The organism is Agromyces lapidis, from assembly GCF_009749405.1.
Taxonomy (GTDB): Bacteria; Actinomycetota; Actinomycetes; order Actinomycetales; family Microbacteriaceae; genus Agromyces; species Agromyces lapidis.
Map to the genome: position 1 here is coordinate 203,693 of NZ_WBIQ01000009.1, position 17,355 is coordinate 221,047.

The window sequence follows — 17,355 nt, forward strand, 5'->3', positions numbered from 1 at the left end:
CCGCTGATCCGGATGCGGTCGGTGTCCCGCACGTACGGCTCGCCGCCCACGGTCGCGCTCTCGCACGCCGACCTCGACGTGGATCGCGGCGAGATGCTCGCGATCGTCGGGCCGAGCGGCTCGGGCAAGTCGACGCTCCTGAATCTCATGGGCACGCTCGATCGGCCGAGTTCCGGCGAGATCCGCATCGACGGCCACGACACCGGCGCGATGAGCGACGCCGAGCTCTCGGGGCTCAGAGCGCACACCATCGGGTTCGTGTTCCAGCAGTACCACCTCGCCGAGGGAGTGACCGCGCTCGACAACGTCGCGACGGGCCTGCTGTACACGGGCGCACCGAAGGCCGAGCGGCGGGCGCGCGCCGCCGCCGCGCTCGAGCGCGTCGGCCTGGCGCCCCGCGCCCGCCATCGTCCGAACGAACTGTCGGGCGGTGAGCGTCAACGTGTCGCGATCGCACGGGCGGTGGTGGGCGAACCGGCCCTCCTCCTCGCCGACGAGCCGACCGGTGCGCTCGACACCCGCTCGGGCGAGACCGTGGTGTCGATCCTCGCCGAGCTCAACGCGGGGGGCACGACCGTCGTCGTCATCACGCACGATCTGCAGGTCGCGGAGCGGATGCCCCGCCGCGTCGGCATCCGCGACGGTGTGCTGTCGACGGGCGCGGGCGTCCTCGCCGGAGCCGGATCGTGAACGGCCTGCGCTCCCGGCTGCGTCCGAGCGACCTCCTCTCGCTCGGCCTGCACGGGCTCCGCGCACGTCCGATGCGCGCCGTGCTCTCGGCGCTCGGCATCGCCATCGGGATCGCGGCGATGGTCGCGGTCGTCGGCATCTCGACGTCGAGCGAGGCGCTCGTGAAGCAGCGGCTCGCCTCGCTCGGCACGAACCTGCTCACCGCGTCGGCCGGGTCGGACTTCTTCGGGCAGGACGCCGAGCTCCCGCCCGATGCGATCGACCGCGTGCGCCGGGTGGAGGGTGTCGAGCGGGCGAGCTGGACCGCCTCGCTCTCCGAAGTGCACGTCTACCGCAACCAGATGATCGACCGAGGTGCGACCGGCGGACTCACGGTCGCCGTCGCCGATCTCGAACTGCTCGAGGCGACCGGTACCGAGCTCGGCTCCGGCGTCTGGCTCAACCGGGCGACCGAGCAGTTCCCGGTGGCGGTGCTCGGCGCTGCCGCGGCCGAACGGCTCGGCATCGTCACGATCGGCAGTGCGATCGAGATCGGGGGTCGCCAGTTCACCGTCGCCGGCATCCTCGACCGATCGCCCCTCGCTCCCGAACTCGACTCCGTCGCGCTCATCGGCGCGCCGGTCGCGACCGAGCACTTCGACTTCGGGGGCTCGCCGTCGGTCATCTACGAGCGCTCCGACGACGACCTCGTGGCCGAGGTGCGAGCCCTGCTCCCGGCGACGATCAACCCCGAGTCGCCGACCCAGGTGAAGGTCAGCCGACCCTCGGACGCGCTCGCCGCGAAGAACACGATCGATCAGGCCTTCACCGGACTGCTCGTGGGCGTCGGGTCCATCGCCCTGCTCGTCGGCGGCATCGGCGTCGCGAACACGATGGTGATCTCCGTGCTCGAACGCCGACAGGAGATCGGCCTGCGCCGCTCGCTCGGGGCGACCCGCAGGCACGTCCGCTCGCAGTTCCTCGTCGAGGCGATCCTGCTGGCGCTCTGCGGCGGCATCGCCGGCACGGCGATCGGCTGGGCGATCACGGCGGTCGTCGCCGGGGCCAACGGATGGCCCGTCGCGGTGCCGATCGCGGTGCTCGCGGCCGCGGTCGGGGCGACGGTCGCCGTCGGCGCGGTCGCCGGCGCGTTGCCCGCGGCCCGTGCGGCGCGCACCTCGCCGACGGCCGCGCTCAGCACCTGATCCGGGCGGGGGCGCCGACCGACCAGACGGACTGTCAGGTCACCGCGCCCCCGTCCGATGGTTCGTCTCATTCGCCGGGCACCGCGTTGCGCCCGCCCTGACGCGGGGATTGAATGGCCTCTGCGCGATGGCGCGCGAGTGAACAGGAGGCGTCGCCAGTGACCCAGGCATCCACGATCGAGGCGGAATCGGGGACGGCTCCCGAACCCGTGACATCCCGCGGTGAGGCACCCGGAACGGTCGTCATCGACACCGTCACGAAGCGCTACGGCGATTCGACGGCCGTCGACGGCCTCTCGCTCACGATCGAGGCCGGCGAGTTCATCTCGCTGCTCGGCCCCTCAGGATGCGGCAAGACCACGACGCTGCGCATGATCGCCGGCTTCGAGGAGCCCGACGCCGGCGACATCCGCGTCTCGGGCCGTTCCCTGCTCGGCGTGCCGCCGTACCGCCGCGACGTCAACACCGTGTTCCAGGCCTACGCCCTCTTCCCGCACATGTCGGTGGCCGAGAACGTCGCCTACGGGCTGCAGCAGAAGCGCACCCCGAAGTCCGAGATCCGCGACCGGGTCGTCGACGCCCTCGACCTCGCCCAGATGCGCGGATTCGCCGACCGCAAGCCCACCCAGCTCTCGGGCGGCCAGCAGCAGCGGGTCGCGCTCGCCCGCGCCCTCGTGAACCGCCCCTCGGTGCTGCTCCTCGACGAGCCGCTCGGCGCCCTCGACCGGCAGCTGCGCGAAGAGATGCAGCTCGAGCTGAAGCTGCTGCAGTCGCGCCTCGGCATCACCTTCGTCTTCGTCACGCACGACCAGGGCGAGGCCCTCTCGATGAGCGACCGCATCGCGATCATGCGCAGCGGACGCATCGAGCAGCTCGCCGACGCCGACACGGTCTACGCCCGACCCGCCTCGGCCTACGTCGCGGCCTTCGTGGGGCAGCAGAACTTCTTCCGAGGCGCCGTCGCCGAGCGCGGCGCCGCCGTCGACTCGGCCCACGCCCTCGTGCGCGGCGCCTCGCCCGCGCTCCAGGAGGGCACCGCCGGCCTCGCGGCCGTGCGCCCCGAGTTCGTGAGCATCGACGCGGATGCCTCGGCCGATGCCTCCGGCGCGGTGAACACCGCCCGGGGCACCCTCATCGGCGTCTCGCACCTCGGCGAGACCATGCAGTACCTCGTGCGGCTCGGCGACGACCAGAGCCTCATCGCCCGCCGCCCCTCCCCCGAGGCGCCCCAGCTCGCGGTGGGCGACGCGGTCGTCTGCTCGTGGCGCGCCGAGAGCGTGCTCCTCTTCCCGGCCGACGATGCGGCGAGCGCGGGCGGCTACGTCGCGCCGCCGACGGCCTGAACGCCCGAGGAGCCACGATGTCATCCGAAGAGATCCGAATCCTCGCGCCCGCGGGCGCGGCCAAGACCATCCGCCGGGAGCTCTCGCGGCGCCGCTTCCTGAGTTTCGCCGCCGCGGCTGGCTCGGCCGGGCTGCTCGCCGCCTGCGCGCCGAACGGTTCGCCCGCCACCGTGCAGGCCTCCGGCGGCCCGCTCGAGAGCAAGCTGTCGATCTACACCTGGGGCGACTACGACGCACCCGATGTGCTCGACGCCTTCACCGCCGACCTCGGCCCGAAGATCTCGCTCAGCGCCTTCAACTCGAACGAGGAGATGGTGGCGAAACTCGTCGGCGCGCGGGGCACGAGCGGCTACGACATCGTCGTGCCGACCGGCACGTTCGTCGCGCAGATGGCCGAGCACGGGCTGCTGGCCAAGCTCAACCACGACCTCATCCCGAACCTGAAGCACGTCGACCCGGCGTTCCTCGGCCGCACCTGGGACCCCGACAACGAGTACTCGATCTGCAAGGCGTGGGGCACGACCGGCTTCGTCTACGACGTCACCCTGATCGACCGCGAGCTGAAGGACTGGAACGACTTCATCGACGCCGCGAAGAACGAGGCGAGCGGCAAGACCTCGCTCCTCGACGACCCGTCGGAGCTCACCGGGCTCTACTTCTGGGCGAACGGCATCCCGTGGACCACGACCGATCCCGAGCACCTCGACGCCGCTGAGGAGTTCCTCGTCGACCTCGCGCCGCACATCTCGGCGTTCGACTCCTACCCCGGCGGCAGCGCCATCCCTCAGGCGACGCAGATGCTCATGCAGTCGTACAACGGCGACGCCCGACTCGGCATGCTCGAGAGCCCCGACCCCGATCGCTGGAAGTTCGTGCTCGGCTCACCGGCGACCGAGATCTGGATGGACAACTGGGCGATCGCCGCAGGTGCTCCGAACCCCGAGGCCGCGCACGCGTTCATCGACTACGTGCTCTCCCCCGAGAATGCGCTCGCCGAACTCGACTACATCGGATACGACACCGGCGCGAAGGGCATCCAGCAGGTGGCCGCCGATGCCGGCCTGCCGATGCTCGACCTCGTGTTCTACTCCCCCGAGCAGCTCGCGACCATGCACGAGGGCGAACTGACCGAGGCGCAGGAACGCGTCGTGCAGATCTGGAACACGACGAAGGCGGCGGCTGGTGCGTAGACGACTCCCCGGATTCCTGCTCGCGGCGCCCGCCTGGGCGTGGCTCACGATCTTCTTCGTCGCACCCGTGGCGATGGTCGTGTGGTTCAGCTTCGGCTACAAGCCGAGCATCTTCGCCACCCAGGCCACCGACAAGCTCTCGTTCGACCGCTACGCCGAGGTGTTCAGCCCGACGTTCTTCGCGACGTTCCAGAACACGCTGTGGGTCGGCGTCGCCGGCACCGTCCTGTGCTTCCTGATCGGGCTCCCGGTCGCGTACTGGATGGCCGTGAAGGCGCCGCCGTCGCGGCGCGGCCTCCTCATCGCCCTCGTGATGGTGCCGTTCTGGACGAACTTCCTCGTGCGCACGATCGGCTGGCAGGTCATCCTCTCGCCCGAGGGCTGGATCTCGACGGCGCTGCAGACGGTCGGCTTCGAGCCCCTCGCGATCCTGAACACGCGCGGCGCAGTGCTCCTCGGCGTCGTCTACAACTACCTGCCGCTCATGATCCTGCCGCTGTTCGTCGCATTCGACCGGGTCAACGGGCCGTTGCGCGAGGCCTCGAAGGACCTCGGCGCCGGCAAGTGGACGACCTTCTTCCGCATCACCCTGCCGCTCGCCCAGCCCGGCATCGTCGCGGGCGTGCTGCTCGTCTTCATTCCGCTCATGGGCGACTACATCACCGCCACGGTGCTCGGCGGGGCGAAGGGCAACATGGTCGGCCAGCTCGTCGCGAGCCAGTTCCAGACCGCGCAGAACTGGGCGCTCGGCTCCGCCATGGCGGTCGTGCTGATCTTCGTCATCCTCCTCACCGTCGCCATCGGCGCCGGCATCGTGTGGCTCGTCACCCTGCCGATCAGGGCGAGCCACCGCCTCGTGATCGGTGCGCCGGCCGCCGCGCCGGCATCCGTTTCGATTCGAGAGGAGGTCGCGGCATGAGTGCTCCAGCAGCGCAGCGACAGGTGCGACGGCCGCGCAGGGCGTGGTCGGATGTCGCGTTCAACGTGTGGGGCATCCTGGTGATGGTCTTCCTGTTCGCCCCCATCGCGGTGATCATCGTCTCCTCGTTCAACGTCGGGCGACTGCTGGTCTCGTGGGACCACTTCGGATTCGACTCGTTCCTCGCACTGCTCGCGAAGCCGGCGATCCGCGACGCGGTCTGGATCTCGGTGCAGACTGGCTTCATCGCCGCCCTCGTCGCCACGGCGCTCGGCACCCTCGCGGGCATCGCGATGGCGCGGCATCCGGGCAAGTGGGTGTGGTGGTTCATGGGACTGCTGCTGCTCGTCTCGGTGACACCCGAGATCGTCGACGCCGTCGCGCTGCTGCCGTGGACCGTCTTCCTCGGCCAGGACCTCGGCATGTCGATCTTCAACGACGGCATCGTGCGCCTCGTGATCGGCCACTCGCTGTTCTCGATCACGGTCGTCTCGTACCTCGTGCGCGCGAGGCTCGTGGGCCAGGAGGCGCAGCTCGAGGAGGCCTCGGCCGACCTGTATGCGACGCCGACCCGCACGTTCCGCAAGGTCACCCTGCCGCTCGCCATGCCGGCGGTCTTCGCCGGATTCATGCTGTCGTTCACCTTCAGCCTCGACAACACGGTCATCGCGGCATTCGTCTCGGTCTCGGGGTCGACGCCGTGGCCGGTCTACGTGCTGAGCGCGCTGCGCAGCGGCCTGAAGCCCGAGATCGCAGCGGTCTCGACGATCATGCTCGTGCTCACGCTCATCGCACTCGGCCTCGTCGCGCTCGTGCTGCGGCGGGCGGGAGACTCGGCGGCCGACATCGCCCGCACGATGGCGGGCAGCTGAGCATTCCGCGACCAGTACGCGAAACGGGGGCGCACCGATCGGTGCGCCCCCGTTTCGCGTACGTCGTGCGTCAGGCGCAGACGGTGGTGAGCTCGGTGATGCCCTCGGTGAGCGCGGTGAGGTGGTCGCCCATGGCCGAGACGTCGGCGTTCGCCGGGTCGGCGAGCATGCCGTCGACGTAGGTGACGTACTCGGTCATCGCGGTGGCGGCGCTGTCGGCGGCGGCCTTCACCTCGGTGTTGCTGATCTGGGCGGCGGTCTCGCTGACCGTCTGCTCGGCACCCTTGAACGCCTCGAGCGCGGCGGCCGGGTCGCTCGTGTCGACCGACGAGAGGCCCTCGAGCTCGGTCAGCGTGGTCTTCACCAGCTCGCAGGCCTCCTCCTTCGACTGGTCGGCGGCGGGTGCGGCGGCGTCGGTCTTGGCGTCGCCCTTCGAGCCGGCGTCGGCCGCCGGAGCGCCCGCAGCGCAGCCGGTGAGCAGGAGTGCGAGCAGCGCGAACGAGGCGGCGGCGAGCGGACGTGATGCAGTCATCGTGATGATTCCCCTAAAAGAACGGTCCCGGGTCGATCCCGGGCCCCCGGTACATCAAAGCAGTCGCCGCCCACAACGGGAAATGGGGAGGGCTGCCCGTCGTCGGCATCGCGGACGCCCGCGGATCGGGGACGCCCGGCGCGCTCAGCCGTAGCGCGCGGCGAGGGCGGCGCCGAGCCCGGCGAGCCGGTCGCGCAGGCTCGCGGGCTCGACCACCTCGGCCTCACTGGCCCACGCGGCGAGGCGCCGTTCGAGCACCTGCTCGCTCGGAGCCGAGACGCGCAGCCGGACGCGGCCGTCGGCCTCGGCATCGCCGTCGGCGCTGCTGCCGGTGACCCACCCCCTGAACTCCTCCGCGACCCCGGCGTCGACGAGCACCGTCGCCTCGGCCCGGTGCCGTGCCGTGTTCGCCGCCGCCCGCAGCGCCGCCCATTCGGCGTCGAGGTCGAACGGAGCAGAGCGCTCGAAACGCTCGTCCTCGACGACGACGTCGGCCATGCGGTCGACCCGGTAGCTCCGTCGCCGAGCGTCCACGGGAACGCCCTCGCCGACCGGAGCCTCGGCGCCATGATCACCGACGACATCGGCGATCAGGTACCAGATGCCGCGCGTCTCGATGAGCCCGAGCGGGCGCACCCTGCGCATCGCGGCCTCGCCGCCCCATCTCGTGTAGGCGAACCTGGCGACGCGCCGCTCGAGCACCGCCTGCTGCAGGAGCTCGACCGCGCGGGGCGGTCGCGACGCGGGGGCATCCCAACCGCCCGAGTCGACGATCACCGCCTCGGCGGCCGCCTCGGCGTCGGCGCGGAAGGTCGCGGGCAACGCCCTGAGCACCTTGCGCAGCGCCGAGCGCGCCGCCTCGCTCTCACCGGCGCGCGGCCCGAGGAGGAGGAAGAGCGCCCGCGCCTCCGAGGCGGTGAAGCCGCTCAGGTCGGTGCGGCCCTCGCCGAGCAGCCGCCATCCCCCGCCGCGACCGGGCTGCGGATAGACGGGGATGCCCGCGGCCGAGAGCGCTTCGAGGTCGCGACGGGCGGTCGCGACCGAGATCTCGAGCTCGTCGGCGAGCTGGCGGGCGGTGACCCGACCGCGCGCCTGCATGACGAGGAGGGTGGCCACGAGCCGGTCTGCGCGCATGTTCCGATTCTCCTCGTAAAAGTAGTCAGAAGGTGAGCACTTCTGCGTTCGATCATAGAACATCGGCGACGACGGGTCGCCGGAATCACCGAAGGAGAACCCCATGCTGCGAGGCATCGCGACCGTCAACTGCTACGTCGAGGACCCGGCCGCCGCCGCCGCCTGGTACACCGAGGTGCTCGGCATCGAGCCGTACTTCTCGCGCCCCGGCCCCGACGGGCGCCCCGCGTACGTCGAGTTCCGGATCGGCGACCACCAGCAGGAGCTCGGCTTCATCGACCGCCGGTTCGCCCCGGCCGGGCTGGCCGGCGATGCGGCCGGACGTGTGGGCGGAGCCCTCGTGCACTGGCACGTCGACGAGCTCGAGACCGCCGTCGCACGGCTCGTCGAGCTCGGCGCCACCCCGCTCCTGCCGATCACCGAGCACGGCCCCGGCTTCGTGACCGCGTCGGTCGTCGATCCCTTCGGCAACGTGCTCGGGGTGATGACGAACGTGCACTACCTCGACATGCTCGCCGGGCCCGCGCGCGACGAACTCGTGCAGGAGGGGTGACACCGGCCCTCCGCCCGCCGGTCAGGCGGCGGACTCCTCCCGCCCGACGACCTCGTCGATGACGCTCTCGTGCGCGGGCCGCCAGCCGAGCCCCCGCGCCTTCGCGCCGTCGGCCTGCTGGTCGAGCAGGAGTGCGTCGGCGAACTCCGGGCCGAGGCGCGAGCGCGAGGCATCCGCCCCCTCGGCGACGACGCCGGCGGCAGCGCCCTGCGCCACGACGGCCTCGGCGACCGTGCGCACGGTCGTGGGCGAGCCGTCGCTGCCGATGATGCGGCCGAGGGCGCGGTCGTGCTCGAGTGCGAGCCGGTAGAGGCGGGCGAGGTCGTCGACGTGCACCCACGTCCAGTGCTGCTCGCCGTCGCCGAGGAGCAGGATCCGGCCCTCGGCGTCGCGCGGCGCCTCGGTGACGAGCTGCACGAGTCCGCGGTCGTCGCCGTAGACGACGCCGGGCGCGATGATCGTCGCCGAGACGGATGACTCGAGCAGCCGCTCCTCGATCGGCACGCGCCAGGCGACGAGCGCGGGCGCATCGGGCCGGCCGTCGTCGTCGAGCGCGTCGCCGGCGCCGTACGCCCAGATGCCGCCGGTGTGCACGTAGCGGCGGGCGGTGCCGCCGAAGGCCCCGAGCACGGCGTCGACGATCGCGGCGTCGAAGGCCGCGGCGTCCGACGCCGGCGCGGCCGCGTGCACCGCGCCGTCGGCGTCGGCGAGCAGCGGCGCGAGCCACGCGGCATCCGTCGCATCGCCGATCGCGGCGGTCGCGCCGCGCGCCGCGACCGCCTCGGCGGCGCGCTCGCTGCGCACGACCGCGACGACCTCGTGGCCGTGCTCGACGAGCTCCTCGAGCACGGCCGATCCGATGTACCCGGTTCCCCCGGTCAGTAGAATCCTCATGCCTGCGACGCTACGGAGCCGACGCCGGTTACTTCAACGGAACTTCCCTCGAGGGAAGCACGAGCCGTCATCGGGGGTCGGATGCCGCAACACCACGTCACCACGACGCCCGCCACCTCGATCGCGCCTCCCCCCGACGACGTGGAACGCGACGTGCTCTCGCCCGACTGCCCGAGCCGGGTGATCCTCAGCCGCATCGGGGAGCGCTGGACGATGTTCGTCATCCTCGCCCTCTCGCGCGCCGGAACGCTGCGGTTCACCGAGCTGCGGGCCACGGTCGGCGAGGTCACCCCGAAGGTGCTCACCGAGACGCTGCGCGCGCTCGAGGCCGACGGGCTCGTCGAACGTCGCGCCTACGCCGACTCCCCGCCGCGCGTCGAGTACTCGCTCACGCCGCTCGGCACCTCCCTGCTCGAGCCGATCGCCGCGATGCGCGAATGGGCGGAGCAGCATGTCCCCGAGGTGCTCGCCTCCCGCGAGCGCGCCACGGGCTGACGGCGCGACGGCGCGACGGCGCGACGGCGCCAATCTCGGCATCTCGGCTGCCATTCCGGCGGGCGCGGTCGGAATCGGCGCGCAACGTCGCGACGGCGCTCGTTACATTGGGCGAGTGACCCGAGCGCTCATCATCATCGACATCCAGCAGGACTACTTCCCCGGCGGCCGGCACCCGCTCGTCGGCCCTGACGCGGCCGCGGCGGCCGCGGCCCGGCTGCTCGCCGCCTGGCGCGAGCGCGGCGAACCGGTCGTGCACGTGCAGCACATCTGGGACGCCCCCGACGCGGCGTTCTTCCAGCCGGGCACGCCGGGGGTCGAGATCCACCCCGCGGTCGCGCCGCTCGCCGGCGAGCCGCTCGTCACGAAGGCGAATCCGAACTCGTTCCTCGAGACCGAGCTCGACGAGCGGCTGCGCGCACTCGCCCCCGACGAGCTCGTCATCGCGGGCATGATGTCGAGCATGTGCGTCGACGCGACGGTGCGCGCGGCGGCCGACGCCGGCTACCGGGTGACCGTCGCCCACGACGCCTGCGCCGCCCCCGACCTCGAGTTCGGCGGGGTCCTCGTGCCGGGCGCGCAGGTGCACGCGGCCTTCATGGCGGCGCTCGACGGCAGCTACGCCGCGGTCGCGAGCGCCGAGGAGATCATCGCGCAGGGTGAGCACTTCGCCGATTCTTCGCGGCCGAGGCATCCGTTTCACTGACCAGACCTCGTTCACAACGCATCGCTCGCAGAACTTCTGCGATTCTTCCGTTTGCGTGAACCGTCGGCGCGTGTGACCATCGAAGGCATGATCACCGTCGATGCCACCGCCGAAGCCGCCGAGCAGCTCGACGCGCTCACGCTCGGCCGGCGCATCCGCGACCGTCGCACCGCCCGAGGACTGACCCTCGGCGAGCTCGCCCGCGCCATCGACCGGGCGCCGTCGCAGGTGAGCGCCATCGAGAACGGCAAGCGCGAACCGCGCCTCTCGATGCTGCGCACGATCGCGCTCGCACTCGGTACCACGGTCGACGAACTGCTGCGCAGCGACGCCCCGAACGAGCGGGTCGCCCTCGAGATCGCCGTCGAGCGCGCGCAGCGCGGCCCCGTGTTCGCCGCCCTCGGACTCGACCCGTTCCGCGTCGCGAAGACGATGAACGACCAGACCCTGCAGACGATCCTCGCCCTGCACAACGAGATCGACCGCCTCCACCGCGAGCGCGCGGCCACCCCCGAGGAGGCGCGCCGCGCCAACGCCGAGCTCCGGGCCGAGATGCGCGCCCGCGACAACTTCTACCCCGAGCTCGAGCAGAAGGCGGCCGAGCTCCTCGAGGCCGTCGGGCACACCGGCGGCCCGGTGTCGCACCAGCTCGTCGCCGACATGGCGAGCCACCTCGGCTACTCGCTGCACTACGTCGGCGACCTGCCGCACTCGACGCGATCGGTGACCGACAAGCACCACGGACGCATCTACCTCCCGACGCAGCAGTCGCCCTCGCGCGATTCGCGCTCGCCCATCCTGCAGGCGCTCTCGAGCCACCTCCTCGGCCACGAGGAGCCGGAGAACTACGGCGACTTCCTGCGCCAGCGCATCGAGACGAACTACCTGACGGCCGCGCTCCTGCTGCCCGAGCAGGCGGCCGTGCGCTTCCTCTCCGAGGCGAAGAACCTGCGTCGCATCTCGATGGAGGACCTGCGCGACGCCTTCGCCGTCTCGTACGAGACCGCAGCCCACCGCTTCACGAACCTCGCGACCGCCCGCCTCGACATCCCCGTGCACTTCACGAAGGTGCACGAGTCGGGCACGATCATCAAGGCGTACGAGAACGACCGGGTGCGCTTCCCGAGCGACGCGCTCGGCGCGATCGAGGGCACCACGATGTGCCGCAACTGGACGGCGCGCACCGTCTTCGACGTCGAGGACCGCTACAGCCCGTGGTACCAGTACACCGACACCCCGTCGGGCACCTTCTGGTGCACCTCGCGCATCGAGAAGGCGAAAGAGGGCGAGTACTCGGTGTCGGTGGGCGTGCCGTTCGAGCACGTCAAGTGGTTCCGAGGGCGAGAGACACCCCATCGTGCGGTGTCGCGATGCCCCGACCCCGCGTGCTGCCAGGCCCCGTCGGGCCTCGCCGAGAAGTGGGCGGATGCCTCGTGGCCCGCCGCACGCACGCCGACCTCGCTGCTGGCGGCACTGCCGACCGGCACGTTCCCCGGGGTCGACCAGACCGAGGTCTTCCAGTTCCTCGAGGCGCACGCCCCCCGCTGAGCCGGCGCGAGGCGGCCGGCGACGGGCGGCACCCCGCAGAATCGCCCGGGCGGACCGGCACGAGTCCGGCCCGCCCGGGCGTCGGTCGAACGGCTCAGCTCGCCGCCTTGCGGAGCTCCTTGCCGTGCACCGTGAGCGCGTAGATCACGAGGATGTCGAGCACGATGACGATGAGCGACCACCACGGCTGCGACGGCAGCAGGAAGAGCTGGCCGATCGCGTTCACGATCGCGAGGATGATCGCCACCACGCGCGCCCAGGTCGCACCGGCGAACAGAGCCAGCGAAGCCAGGATCAGCGCGATGCCGATGATCATGTGCCACCAGCCCCAGCCCGAGACATCCATGAGGAACAGGCCCTCGTTCGTCAGGAAGTACGCGCTGTCGGGGCCGATGATGGCCATGAGGCCGTAGATCGCGTCGAAGATGCCCGCGACGAGCAGCATGATCGCCGCGAAGTACCCCCAACCGACCCAGCCGGTCGTTTCGGTGTCGCTCATGTCGATTCCTCCCAGTGGATTCGGCGGGCGCGCACCGCGTCCGTCGTGGTCACGCTAGTGAGCGGCCGGAGCCCGTTTCATCATGCAGTTCGCGTGAATCGCGATCGCCGCGCGACGCGGACGCGGACGCCGCAGCCGTCATTCGCCTGATCTGCATGATGCGGGGGCCCCTGGGAGGGGGTGGAATCGGGGGACCGATTGGAGCCCGGCCATGGATCACCTGGAACTGCTGCGTCGCCTGGCGATCGACGACGACCGGCTCTCGGGCGAGGGCGTCGCCGAGTCCGAGGCCGGGCCGTTGCGCTCGAAGCCGCTCGCCCTCGCCCGTCTCGGCGCGCTCTGCGGCGTCGGCGGCACCGATGCCTCATTCTCCTCGGCAGCCGACGCGGCGATCCGGGCGGGCTCGACGGCGCCCGAACTCGTGCAGCTCATCGTCTCGCTGGTGCCGGTCATCGGCATGCCGCGCGCGGTGGCGGCGGCCCAGCATCTCGCGGTGGCGCTCGGCCTCGACCTCGAGACCTTCGTGACCGCCGACGACTGAGGCTCAGCCGAGGAGGCGGAGCTCCTGCGCCCGTTCGACGGCCGCACCCCTCGTCGTCACGCGCAGCTTGCGGTAGATCGACCCGAGCTGCGAGCTCACGGTGTTGCGGGAGACGAACAACCGATCGCCGATCTCTCCGATCGTCAGGTGGGTCTGCAGGTACGGCAGCAGTCGGAGCTCGGCCGGCGTGAGCGGCGAGGCGCCGAGCGCGTCGCGCGACTGCTCCATCGAGGAACGCAGCTCGGCGACGTCGTCGAGGAGCGTGCCGAGGCCGGAGCGCACCCGGAGGAGGTCGTCGACCTCCTCCAGCAGATGCGCCGCCGTCGAGCCGTCGCCGAGCGCGACGAAGGCGCGGGCGAGTTCGAGGCGGACCTTCACCGCGAGGACCGGGATCACGTGGGTGCAGAGTCCCCGGTCGCGCATCGCGCGGGCGAGCAGGCGCTTCGCAGCGGCGGCGTCGTGCCGGCGGATCGCGACGCGGGCGCCCACCGCGAGCACGAGCGTCGTGGTCGCGTAGCCGTCCATGCCGTGCTCGGCGATCGCCGTCAACCCCCGATCGACGTGACGGTCGGCCTTCGCGACGTCGCCTCGGTCGAGTGCGATGATCGCGAGCTCGCCCTCGCTCAGCGCGAGCGAGTCGGCGTTGCCGAAGAGCTCTGCCTGGCCCGACGCCCGTTCGAACGCCTCGATCGCCCCCTCCGTCTCGCCCGCGAGCAACCGGGTCCACCCGATGAGGTGCAGCGCCTGGTCGTACCACAGGCTCGACGGCGACTCCGAGGCGAGCGCGAAGGCCGCGTCGGCCGTGGCCGCGGCGAGCCCGTCGCGCCACATGATCGCCCGCACCATCGCACGGGCCGAGTCGTAGTTCGGCAGCCCGAACTCGGCTGGGCCGTCGTATTCGATGCGGTCGAAGAGCCGGGCCCAGCCGTCGGCTTCCGCCGCGTGCCCGTCGAGGATGGCGCGCAGGCCCGCCAGCACGACGAGCGGCGGGTACCCGGCGATCGCCTCCTGGCCGAGTTCGTGCATCCATCGCGCCACCGCGGCGAGCTCGCCGGCTTGATAGGCGCCCAGCGCACGCTCGGCGACGAGCCGCACGGACCGCCGCCGATCGCCCGCCGCGAGCAGATGCTCGATCGCGAACGCGACCTCGCCGTGCTGCTCGCACCACGCCGCCGCCCTGCGGTGGAGCTCGGGGCCCTCGCCCGGCTCGACCCGGTCGAACTCGGCGAGCAGGAACTCGCGGAACAACTGGTGGTACCGGTAGTCGCCGCGACGCCGGTCGATCGGCACCAGGAAGAGCCCGCGGTGCTCGAGCTCGCTCAGGCGGGCTCGCGAATCGTCGCGGGCGAGCACCGCGTCGCAGCATCCGGCGGAGAGGTGCTCGAGCAGGGCGGTGCGCCGCAGGAACGACTGGTCGTCGGCGTCGAGCGCGCGGAAGCAGGCCCGGTAGAGATAGTCGGCGACGAAGCGGTCGTCGCCGTCGATGTCGACCGGATGGCCGCCGTCGCGCGCGGCGAGTGCGGCGAGCGCGATCCCCGTCGGCCATCCCTCGGTGTGCGCGACAAGACGCGCCAGGTCCTCGTCGTCCGCCGCGGCTTCGAGGGTGTCGAACACCCGTCGGGCGTCGCCCGCGTCGAGGCGCAGCTGATCGGCTCCGATCTCGACGACCTCCCCGCCGAGACGCAGGCGCGAGAGGAACTCCGGTACCCGCCGACTCGCCATGACCACCTGCGACCCCGTCGGGATACGTGCGAGCGCGACCTCGAGCGCGTCCTGGCAGGCGGGCGTCGCGGCCTCGTGGACGTCGTCGAGCACGAGCACGAACGGCGAGTCGACGAGCTCGATCGCGGCGGCGAGCATCGGGGCCGCCCGGCCGAGCACCGCGGGGCCGGTCATGGGGAGCGCGGCGACGGCGGCCAGCCGCTCGTCGCCGGGCACCGCGCGGTCGAACGCACGGGCCAGCAGGTTGATGAGCGCCGAGGGGTCGTTGTCGAAGCGGTCGAGCGAGACCCAGACGATCACGCGATCATCGAGTTCCGCCCATTCGCGCAGCAGCGTCGACTTGCCGTACCCGGCCGGCGCCGCGAGGCTCACGAGCGAAGCGCGCGACGCCCGGGCGCGATCGATGAGACGCCGGCGGCTCACCCCGCCGCCGCGACCGCGCGGCGGCGCGAACTTCGACGAGGCGGGCTCGTCACCCGCTCGCGACGAAGCGTCCTCGTGCACGGTCGTCAGTCCGCCCATAACCGGAGTCTAGGGAGTCCGCGCGCCGAACCCCCGCACGACACCTTGTCCGGACCACCTCCGAACTCGCGACAGCGCGAGGTGGCGGACCCTCGCCCCTGCGGGCGAGGATGGTGGGACCAACCATCGCATCGGAGTGATATCCCGTGGGCACCACCGTCTTCGAACGACGCATCCCCCAGCCCTCCGTCATCGAGCACGCGCTCGGTGGCACCTCGCATTCGACCTTCTGGATCGACGACCTGCCCGAGGCGCTGAAGCCCTCGCGGCCGAAGCTCGTCGGCACCGCGGTCGCCGACCTCGTCGTCGTCGGCGGCGGCTACACCGGCCTCTGGACGGCGCTGCTCGCCAAGGACCGCAATCCCGATGCGCACGTCGTCATCGTCGAGGCGAAGCGGGTCGGCTGGGCGGCCTCGGGCCGCAACGGCGGCTTCTGCGAGGCGAGCCTCACGCACGGCCACGAGAACGGCATGGCGCGCTGGCCGAAGGAGATGGAGACGCTCGACCGGCTCGGTCTCGAAAACCTCGACGCGATCGAGGCGGCCGAGGCGAAGTACGGCATGGACTTCCAGTTCGAGCGCACCGGGCAGCTCGCACCGGCCGTCGAAGAGCACCAGGTCGAATGGCTGCAGGAGTGGTACGCCGAGGGCACCGCTCGGGGCGAGGAGGGGCTCGTCTACCTCGACCAGGCCGCGATGCAGGCCTCGGTCGCCTCGCCGACCTATCTCGCGGGCGTCTGGGAGCAGCGCACCAACGGCATGCTGCACCCGGCCCGCCTCGCCGCGGAGCTCGCCCGCGTCGCCGAAGAGCACGGCGTCGAGATCTTCGAGCACTCCCCCGTGCGCCGCCTCGAGACGCCGGGCTCGACGGGTGCGGTCAGCGTCGTCACCGACGGCGGCCGCGTCGACGCGAAGCACGCGGTGCTCGCGACGAACGTGTTCCCGTCGCTGCTGAAGCGCAACCGGCTCATGACCGTGCCGGTCTACGACTACGTGCTCATGACCGAGCCGCTCTCGGCGCAGCAGCTGGCCGACATCGGCTGGAACGACCGCCAGGGCATCGGCGACATGGCGAACCAGTTCCACTACTACCGCCTCTCGAAGGACAACCGCATCCTCTTCGGCGGGTACGACGCCATCTACAACTACGGTCGCAAGGTGCGCGAGTCGTACGAGCACCGGCCCGAGAGCTGGCAGCGGCTCGCGAGCCACTTCTTCACGACCTTCCCGCAGCTCGAGGGGCTGAAGTTCAGCCACCAGTGGGCGGGCGCGATCGACACGAGCACGCAGTTCACCGCGTTCTTCGGCACGGCCCGCGACCACCGCGTCGCCTACGCCGCGGGCTTCACGGGGCTCGGCGTGGGTTCGACGCGCTTCGCCGCCGAGACGATGCTCGACCTGCTCGAGCGCCGCGAGAACGAGCGCACCTCGCTCGAGATGGTGCGCAAGCGCCCGCTGCCCTTCCCGCCCGAGCCGGCCGCCGCGATCGGCATCAACGCGACCCGATGGTCGCTCGATCGCGCCGACCACAACCGGGGCAAGCGCAACGTGCTGCTGAAGACGCTCGACGCGCTCGGCCTGGGGTTCGACTCGTGAGCGGCGACGAGACGCGCGCGGCCGACGCGGTGCTCCGGCTCGTCGCCGGCGCACTGACGGATGCCACGGGGCTCGCCCTCGAACACGAGCCCGTGCCGGCCGAGCAGGTCGTCGCCGGCAGTCCGACGACGGCCTACCTCGCGCTCGACGAGTCCGAGGCGGGCGAGATCGGCGTCTGGGAGATGTCGGTCGGCGCCATGCGCGACGTCGAGGTCGACGAGGTCTTCGTCGTGCTCGCCGGGGCCGCGACGGTCGAGTTCGAGTCGGCCGCGTCCGACGGGCTGCACCGCAGCCCGATCGTGCTCGCGCCGGGTTCGGTGGTGCGGCTCGAGGCCGGCATGCGCACCGTCTGGACGGTGCGCGAGAACCTGCGCAAGGTATTCATCTCGCGCTGAGGCGCGACGGAGGAGGATCAC

18 protein-coding genes are annotated in these 17,355 nt (G+C 71.7%); 13 read left to right on the forward strand and 5 right to left on the reverse strand.

All coding sequences use genetic code 11. From position 1 onward, the window contains the following. Window positions 1-12 precede the first annotated feature (12 nt). The 6 genes from GQQ93_RS15520 to GQQ93_RS15545 all read left to right on the forward strand — a co-directional run bounded on the left by GQQ93_RS15520 (window position 13) and on the right by GQQ93_RS15545 (window position 6,198). Window positions 13-690, forward strand: a complete 678-nt coding sequence (locus GQQ93_RS15520) for an ABC transporter ATP-binding protein (RefSeq protein WP_246192371.1) — start codon at window positions 13-15, stop codon at window positions 688-690. Beyond that, window positions 687-1,874, forward strand: a complete 1,188-nt coding sequence (locus GQQ93_RS15525; RefSeq protein ID WP_246192359.1) for an ABC transporter permease — start codon at window positions 687-689, stop codon at window positions 1,872-1,874. Before GQQ93_RS15520 ends, GQQ93_RS15525 begins: the two co-directional genes overlap by 4 nt. Before the next feature lie 158 nt (window positions 1,875-2,032). Continuing rightward, a complete protein-coding gene (locus GQQ93_RS15530) occupies window positions 2,033-3,217 on the forward strand; it encodes an ABC transporter ATP-binding protein (RefSeq protein ID WP_343032749.1) in 1,185 nt (394 codons plus the stop codon). Window positions 3,218-3,234: 17 nt separating this feature from the next. Then, on the forward strand, window positions 3,235-4,407 hold the full coding sequence (locus tag GQQ93_RS15535) for a polyamine ABC transporter substrate-binding protein (protein ID WP_157425146.1): 1,173 nt from the start codon (window positions 3,235-3,237) through the stop codon (window positions 4,405-4,407). Beyond that, window positions 4,400-5,326 carry an ABC transporter permease gene (locus GQQ93_RS15540; protein WP_246192360.1) on the forward strand — a complete coding sequence of 309 codons (927 nt, stop codon included), beginning with the start codon at window positions 4,400-4,402 and terminating at the stop codon, window positions 5,324-5,326. Before GQQ93_RS15535 ends, GQQ93_RS15540 begins: the two co-directional genes overlap by 8 nt. Then, the gene (locus GQQ93_RS15545; protein ID WP_157425147.1) at window positions 5,323-6,198 is read left to right on the forward strand and encodes an ABC transporter permease; all 876 of its coding nucleotides are present in this window, start codon (window positions 5,323-5,325) and stop codon (window positions 6,196-6,198) included. The genes GQQ93_RS15540 and GQQ93_RS15545 overlap by 4 nt, the downstream gene beginning before the upstream one ends. 70 nt (window positions 6,199-6,268) lie before the next feature. Here the strand turns inward: GQQ93_RS15545 and GQQ93_RS15550 are convergent, their stop codons facing one another. Next, window positions 6,269-6,730, reverse strand: coding sequence for a hypothetical protein (locus GQQ93_RS15550; protein ID WP_157425148.1), 462 nt, complete (start codon window positions 6,728-6,730; stop codon window positions 6,269-6,271). Window positions 6,731-6,874: 144 nt separating this feature from the next. After that, window positions 6,875-7,864 carry a helix-turn-helix transcriptional regulator gene (locus GQQ93_RS15555; protein ID WP_157425149.1) on the reverse strand — a complete coding sequence of 330 codons (990 nt, stop codon included), beginning with the start codon at window positions 7,862-7,864 and terminating at the stop codon, window positions 6,875-6,877. Between the two features lie 103 nt (window positions 7,865-7,967). Between GQQ93_RS15555 and GQQ93_RS15560 the strand changes: the two genes are divergently transcribed. After that, window positions 7,968-8,417, forward strand: coding sequence for a VOC family protein (locus GQQ93_RS15560; RefSeq protein WP_157425150.1), 450 nt, complete (start codon window positions 7,968-7,970; stop codon window positions 8,415-8,417). Between the two features lie 21 nt (window positions 8,418-8,438). Here the strand turns inward: GQQ93_RS15560 and GQQ93_RS15565 are convergent, their stop codons facing one another. Beyond that, entirely contained in the window at window positions 8,439-9,311 is an 873-nt protein-coding gene (locus GQQ93_RS15565) for an NAD-dependent epimerase/dehydratase family protein (protein ID WP_157425151.1), read from the reverse strand. A gap of 81 nt (window positions 9,312-9,392) precedes the next feature. On the opposite strand from GQQ93_RS15565, the gene GQQ93_RS15570 reads away from it, so the two are divergent. The 3 genes from GQQ93_RS15570 (at window position 9,393) to GQQ93_RS15580 (ending at window position 12,060) form a co-directional block, all read left to right on the forward strand. After that, on the forward strand, window positions 9,393-9,806 hold the full coding sequence (locus GQQ93_RS15570) for a winged helix-turn-helix transcriptional regulator (RefSeq protein ID WP_157425152.1): 414 nt from the start codon (window positions 9,393-9,395) through the stop codon (window positions 9,804-9,806). A gap of 115 nt (window positions 9,807-9,921) precedes the next feature. After that, the gene (locus GQQ93_RS15575; RefSeq protein ID WP_212277362.1) at window positions 9,922-10,512 is read left to right on the forward strand and encodes a cysteine hydrolase family protein; all 591 of its coding nucleotides are present in this window, start codon (window positions 9,922-9,924) and stop codon (window positions 10,510-10,512) included. Window positions 10,513-10,599: 87 nt separating this feature from the next. Next, window positions 10,600-12,060, forward strand: coding sequence for an XRE family transcriptional regulator (locus tag GQQ93_RS15580; protein WP_157425154.1), 1,461 nt, complete (start codon window positions 10,600-10,602; stop codon window positions 12,058-12,060). 94 nt (window positions 12,061-12,154) lie between these two features. Here GQQ93_RS15580 and GQQ93_RS15585 read toward each other — a convergent pair whose 3' ends face one another. Next, window positions 12,155-12,559: a DUF7144 family membrane protein gene (locus tag GQQ93_RS15585; RefSeq protein WP_157425155.1), complete on the reverse strand. Its 405-nt coding sequence runs from the start codon at window positions 12,557-12,559 to the stop codon at window positions 12,155-12,157. A 211-nt stretch (window positions 12,560-12,770) separates the two neighbouring features. Here GQQ93_RS15585 and GQQ93_RS15590 point away from each other — a divergent pair, with 211 nt between their 5' ends. Further along, window positions 12,771-13,100 (forward strand): hypothetical protein, encoded by a 330-nt coding sequence (locus tag GQQ93_RS15590; RefSeq protein WP_157425156.1) that lies wholly within the window; start codon window positions 12,771-12,773, stop codon window positions 13,098-13,100. A gap of 3 nt (window positions 13,101-13,103) precedes the next feature. On the opposite strand, the gene GQQ93_RS15595 is transcribed toward GQQ93_RS15590, so the two are convergent. Beyond that, window positions 13,104-15,344 carry a winged helix-turn-helix domain-containing protein gene (locus tag GQQ93_RS15595; protein ID WP_157425157.1) on the reverse strand — a complete coding sequence of 747 codons (2,241 nt, stop codon included), beginning with the start codon at window positions 15,342-15,344 and terminating at the stop codon, window positions 13,104-13,106. A gap of 146 nt (window positions 15,345-15,490) precedes the next feature. Here GQQ93_RS15595 and GQQ93_RS15600 point away from each other — a divergent pair, with 146 nt between their 5' ends. Continuing rightward, window positions 15,491-16,939 carry an NAD(P)/FAD-dependent oxidoreductase gene (locus GQQ93_RS15600; protein WP_157425158.1) on the forward strand — a complete coding sequence of 483 codons (1,449 nt, stop codon included), beginning with the start codon at window positions 15,491-15,493 and terminating at the stop codon, window positions 16,937-16,939. Continuing rightward, entirely contained in the window at window positions 16,936-17,334 is a 399-nt protein-coding gene (locus GQQ93_RS15605) for a cupin domain-containing protein (protein WP_246192361.1), read from the forward strand. Before GQQ93_RS15600 ends, GQQ93_RS15605 begins: the two co-directional genes overlap by 4 nt. The last annotated feature ends 21 nt before the right edge of the window (window positions 17,335-17,355 follow it).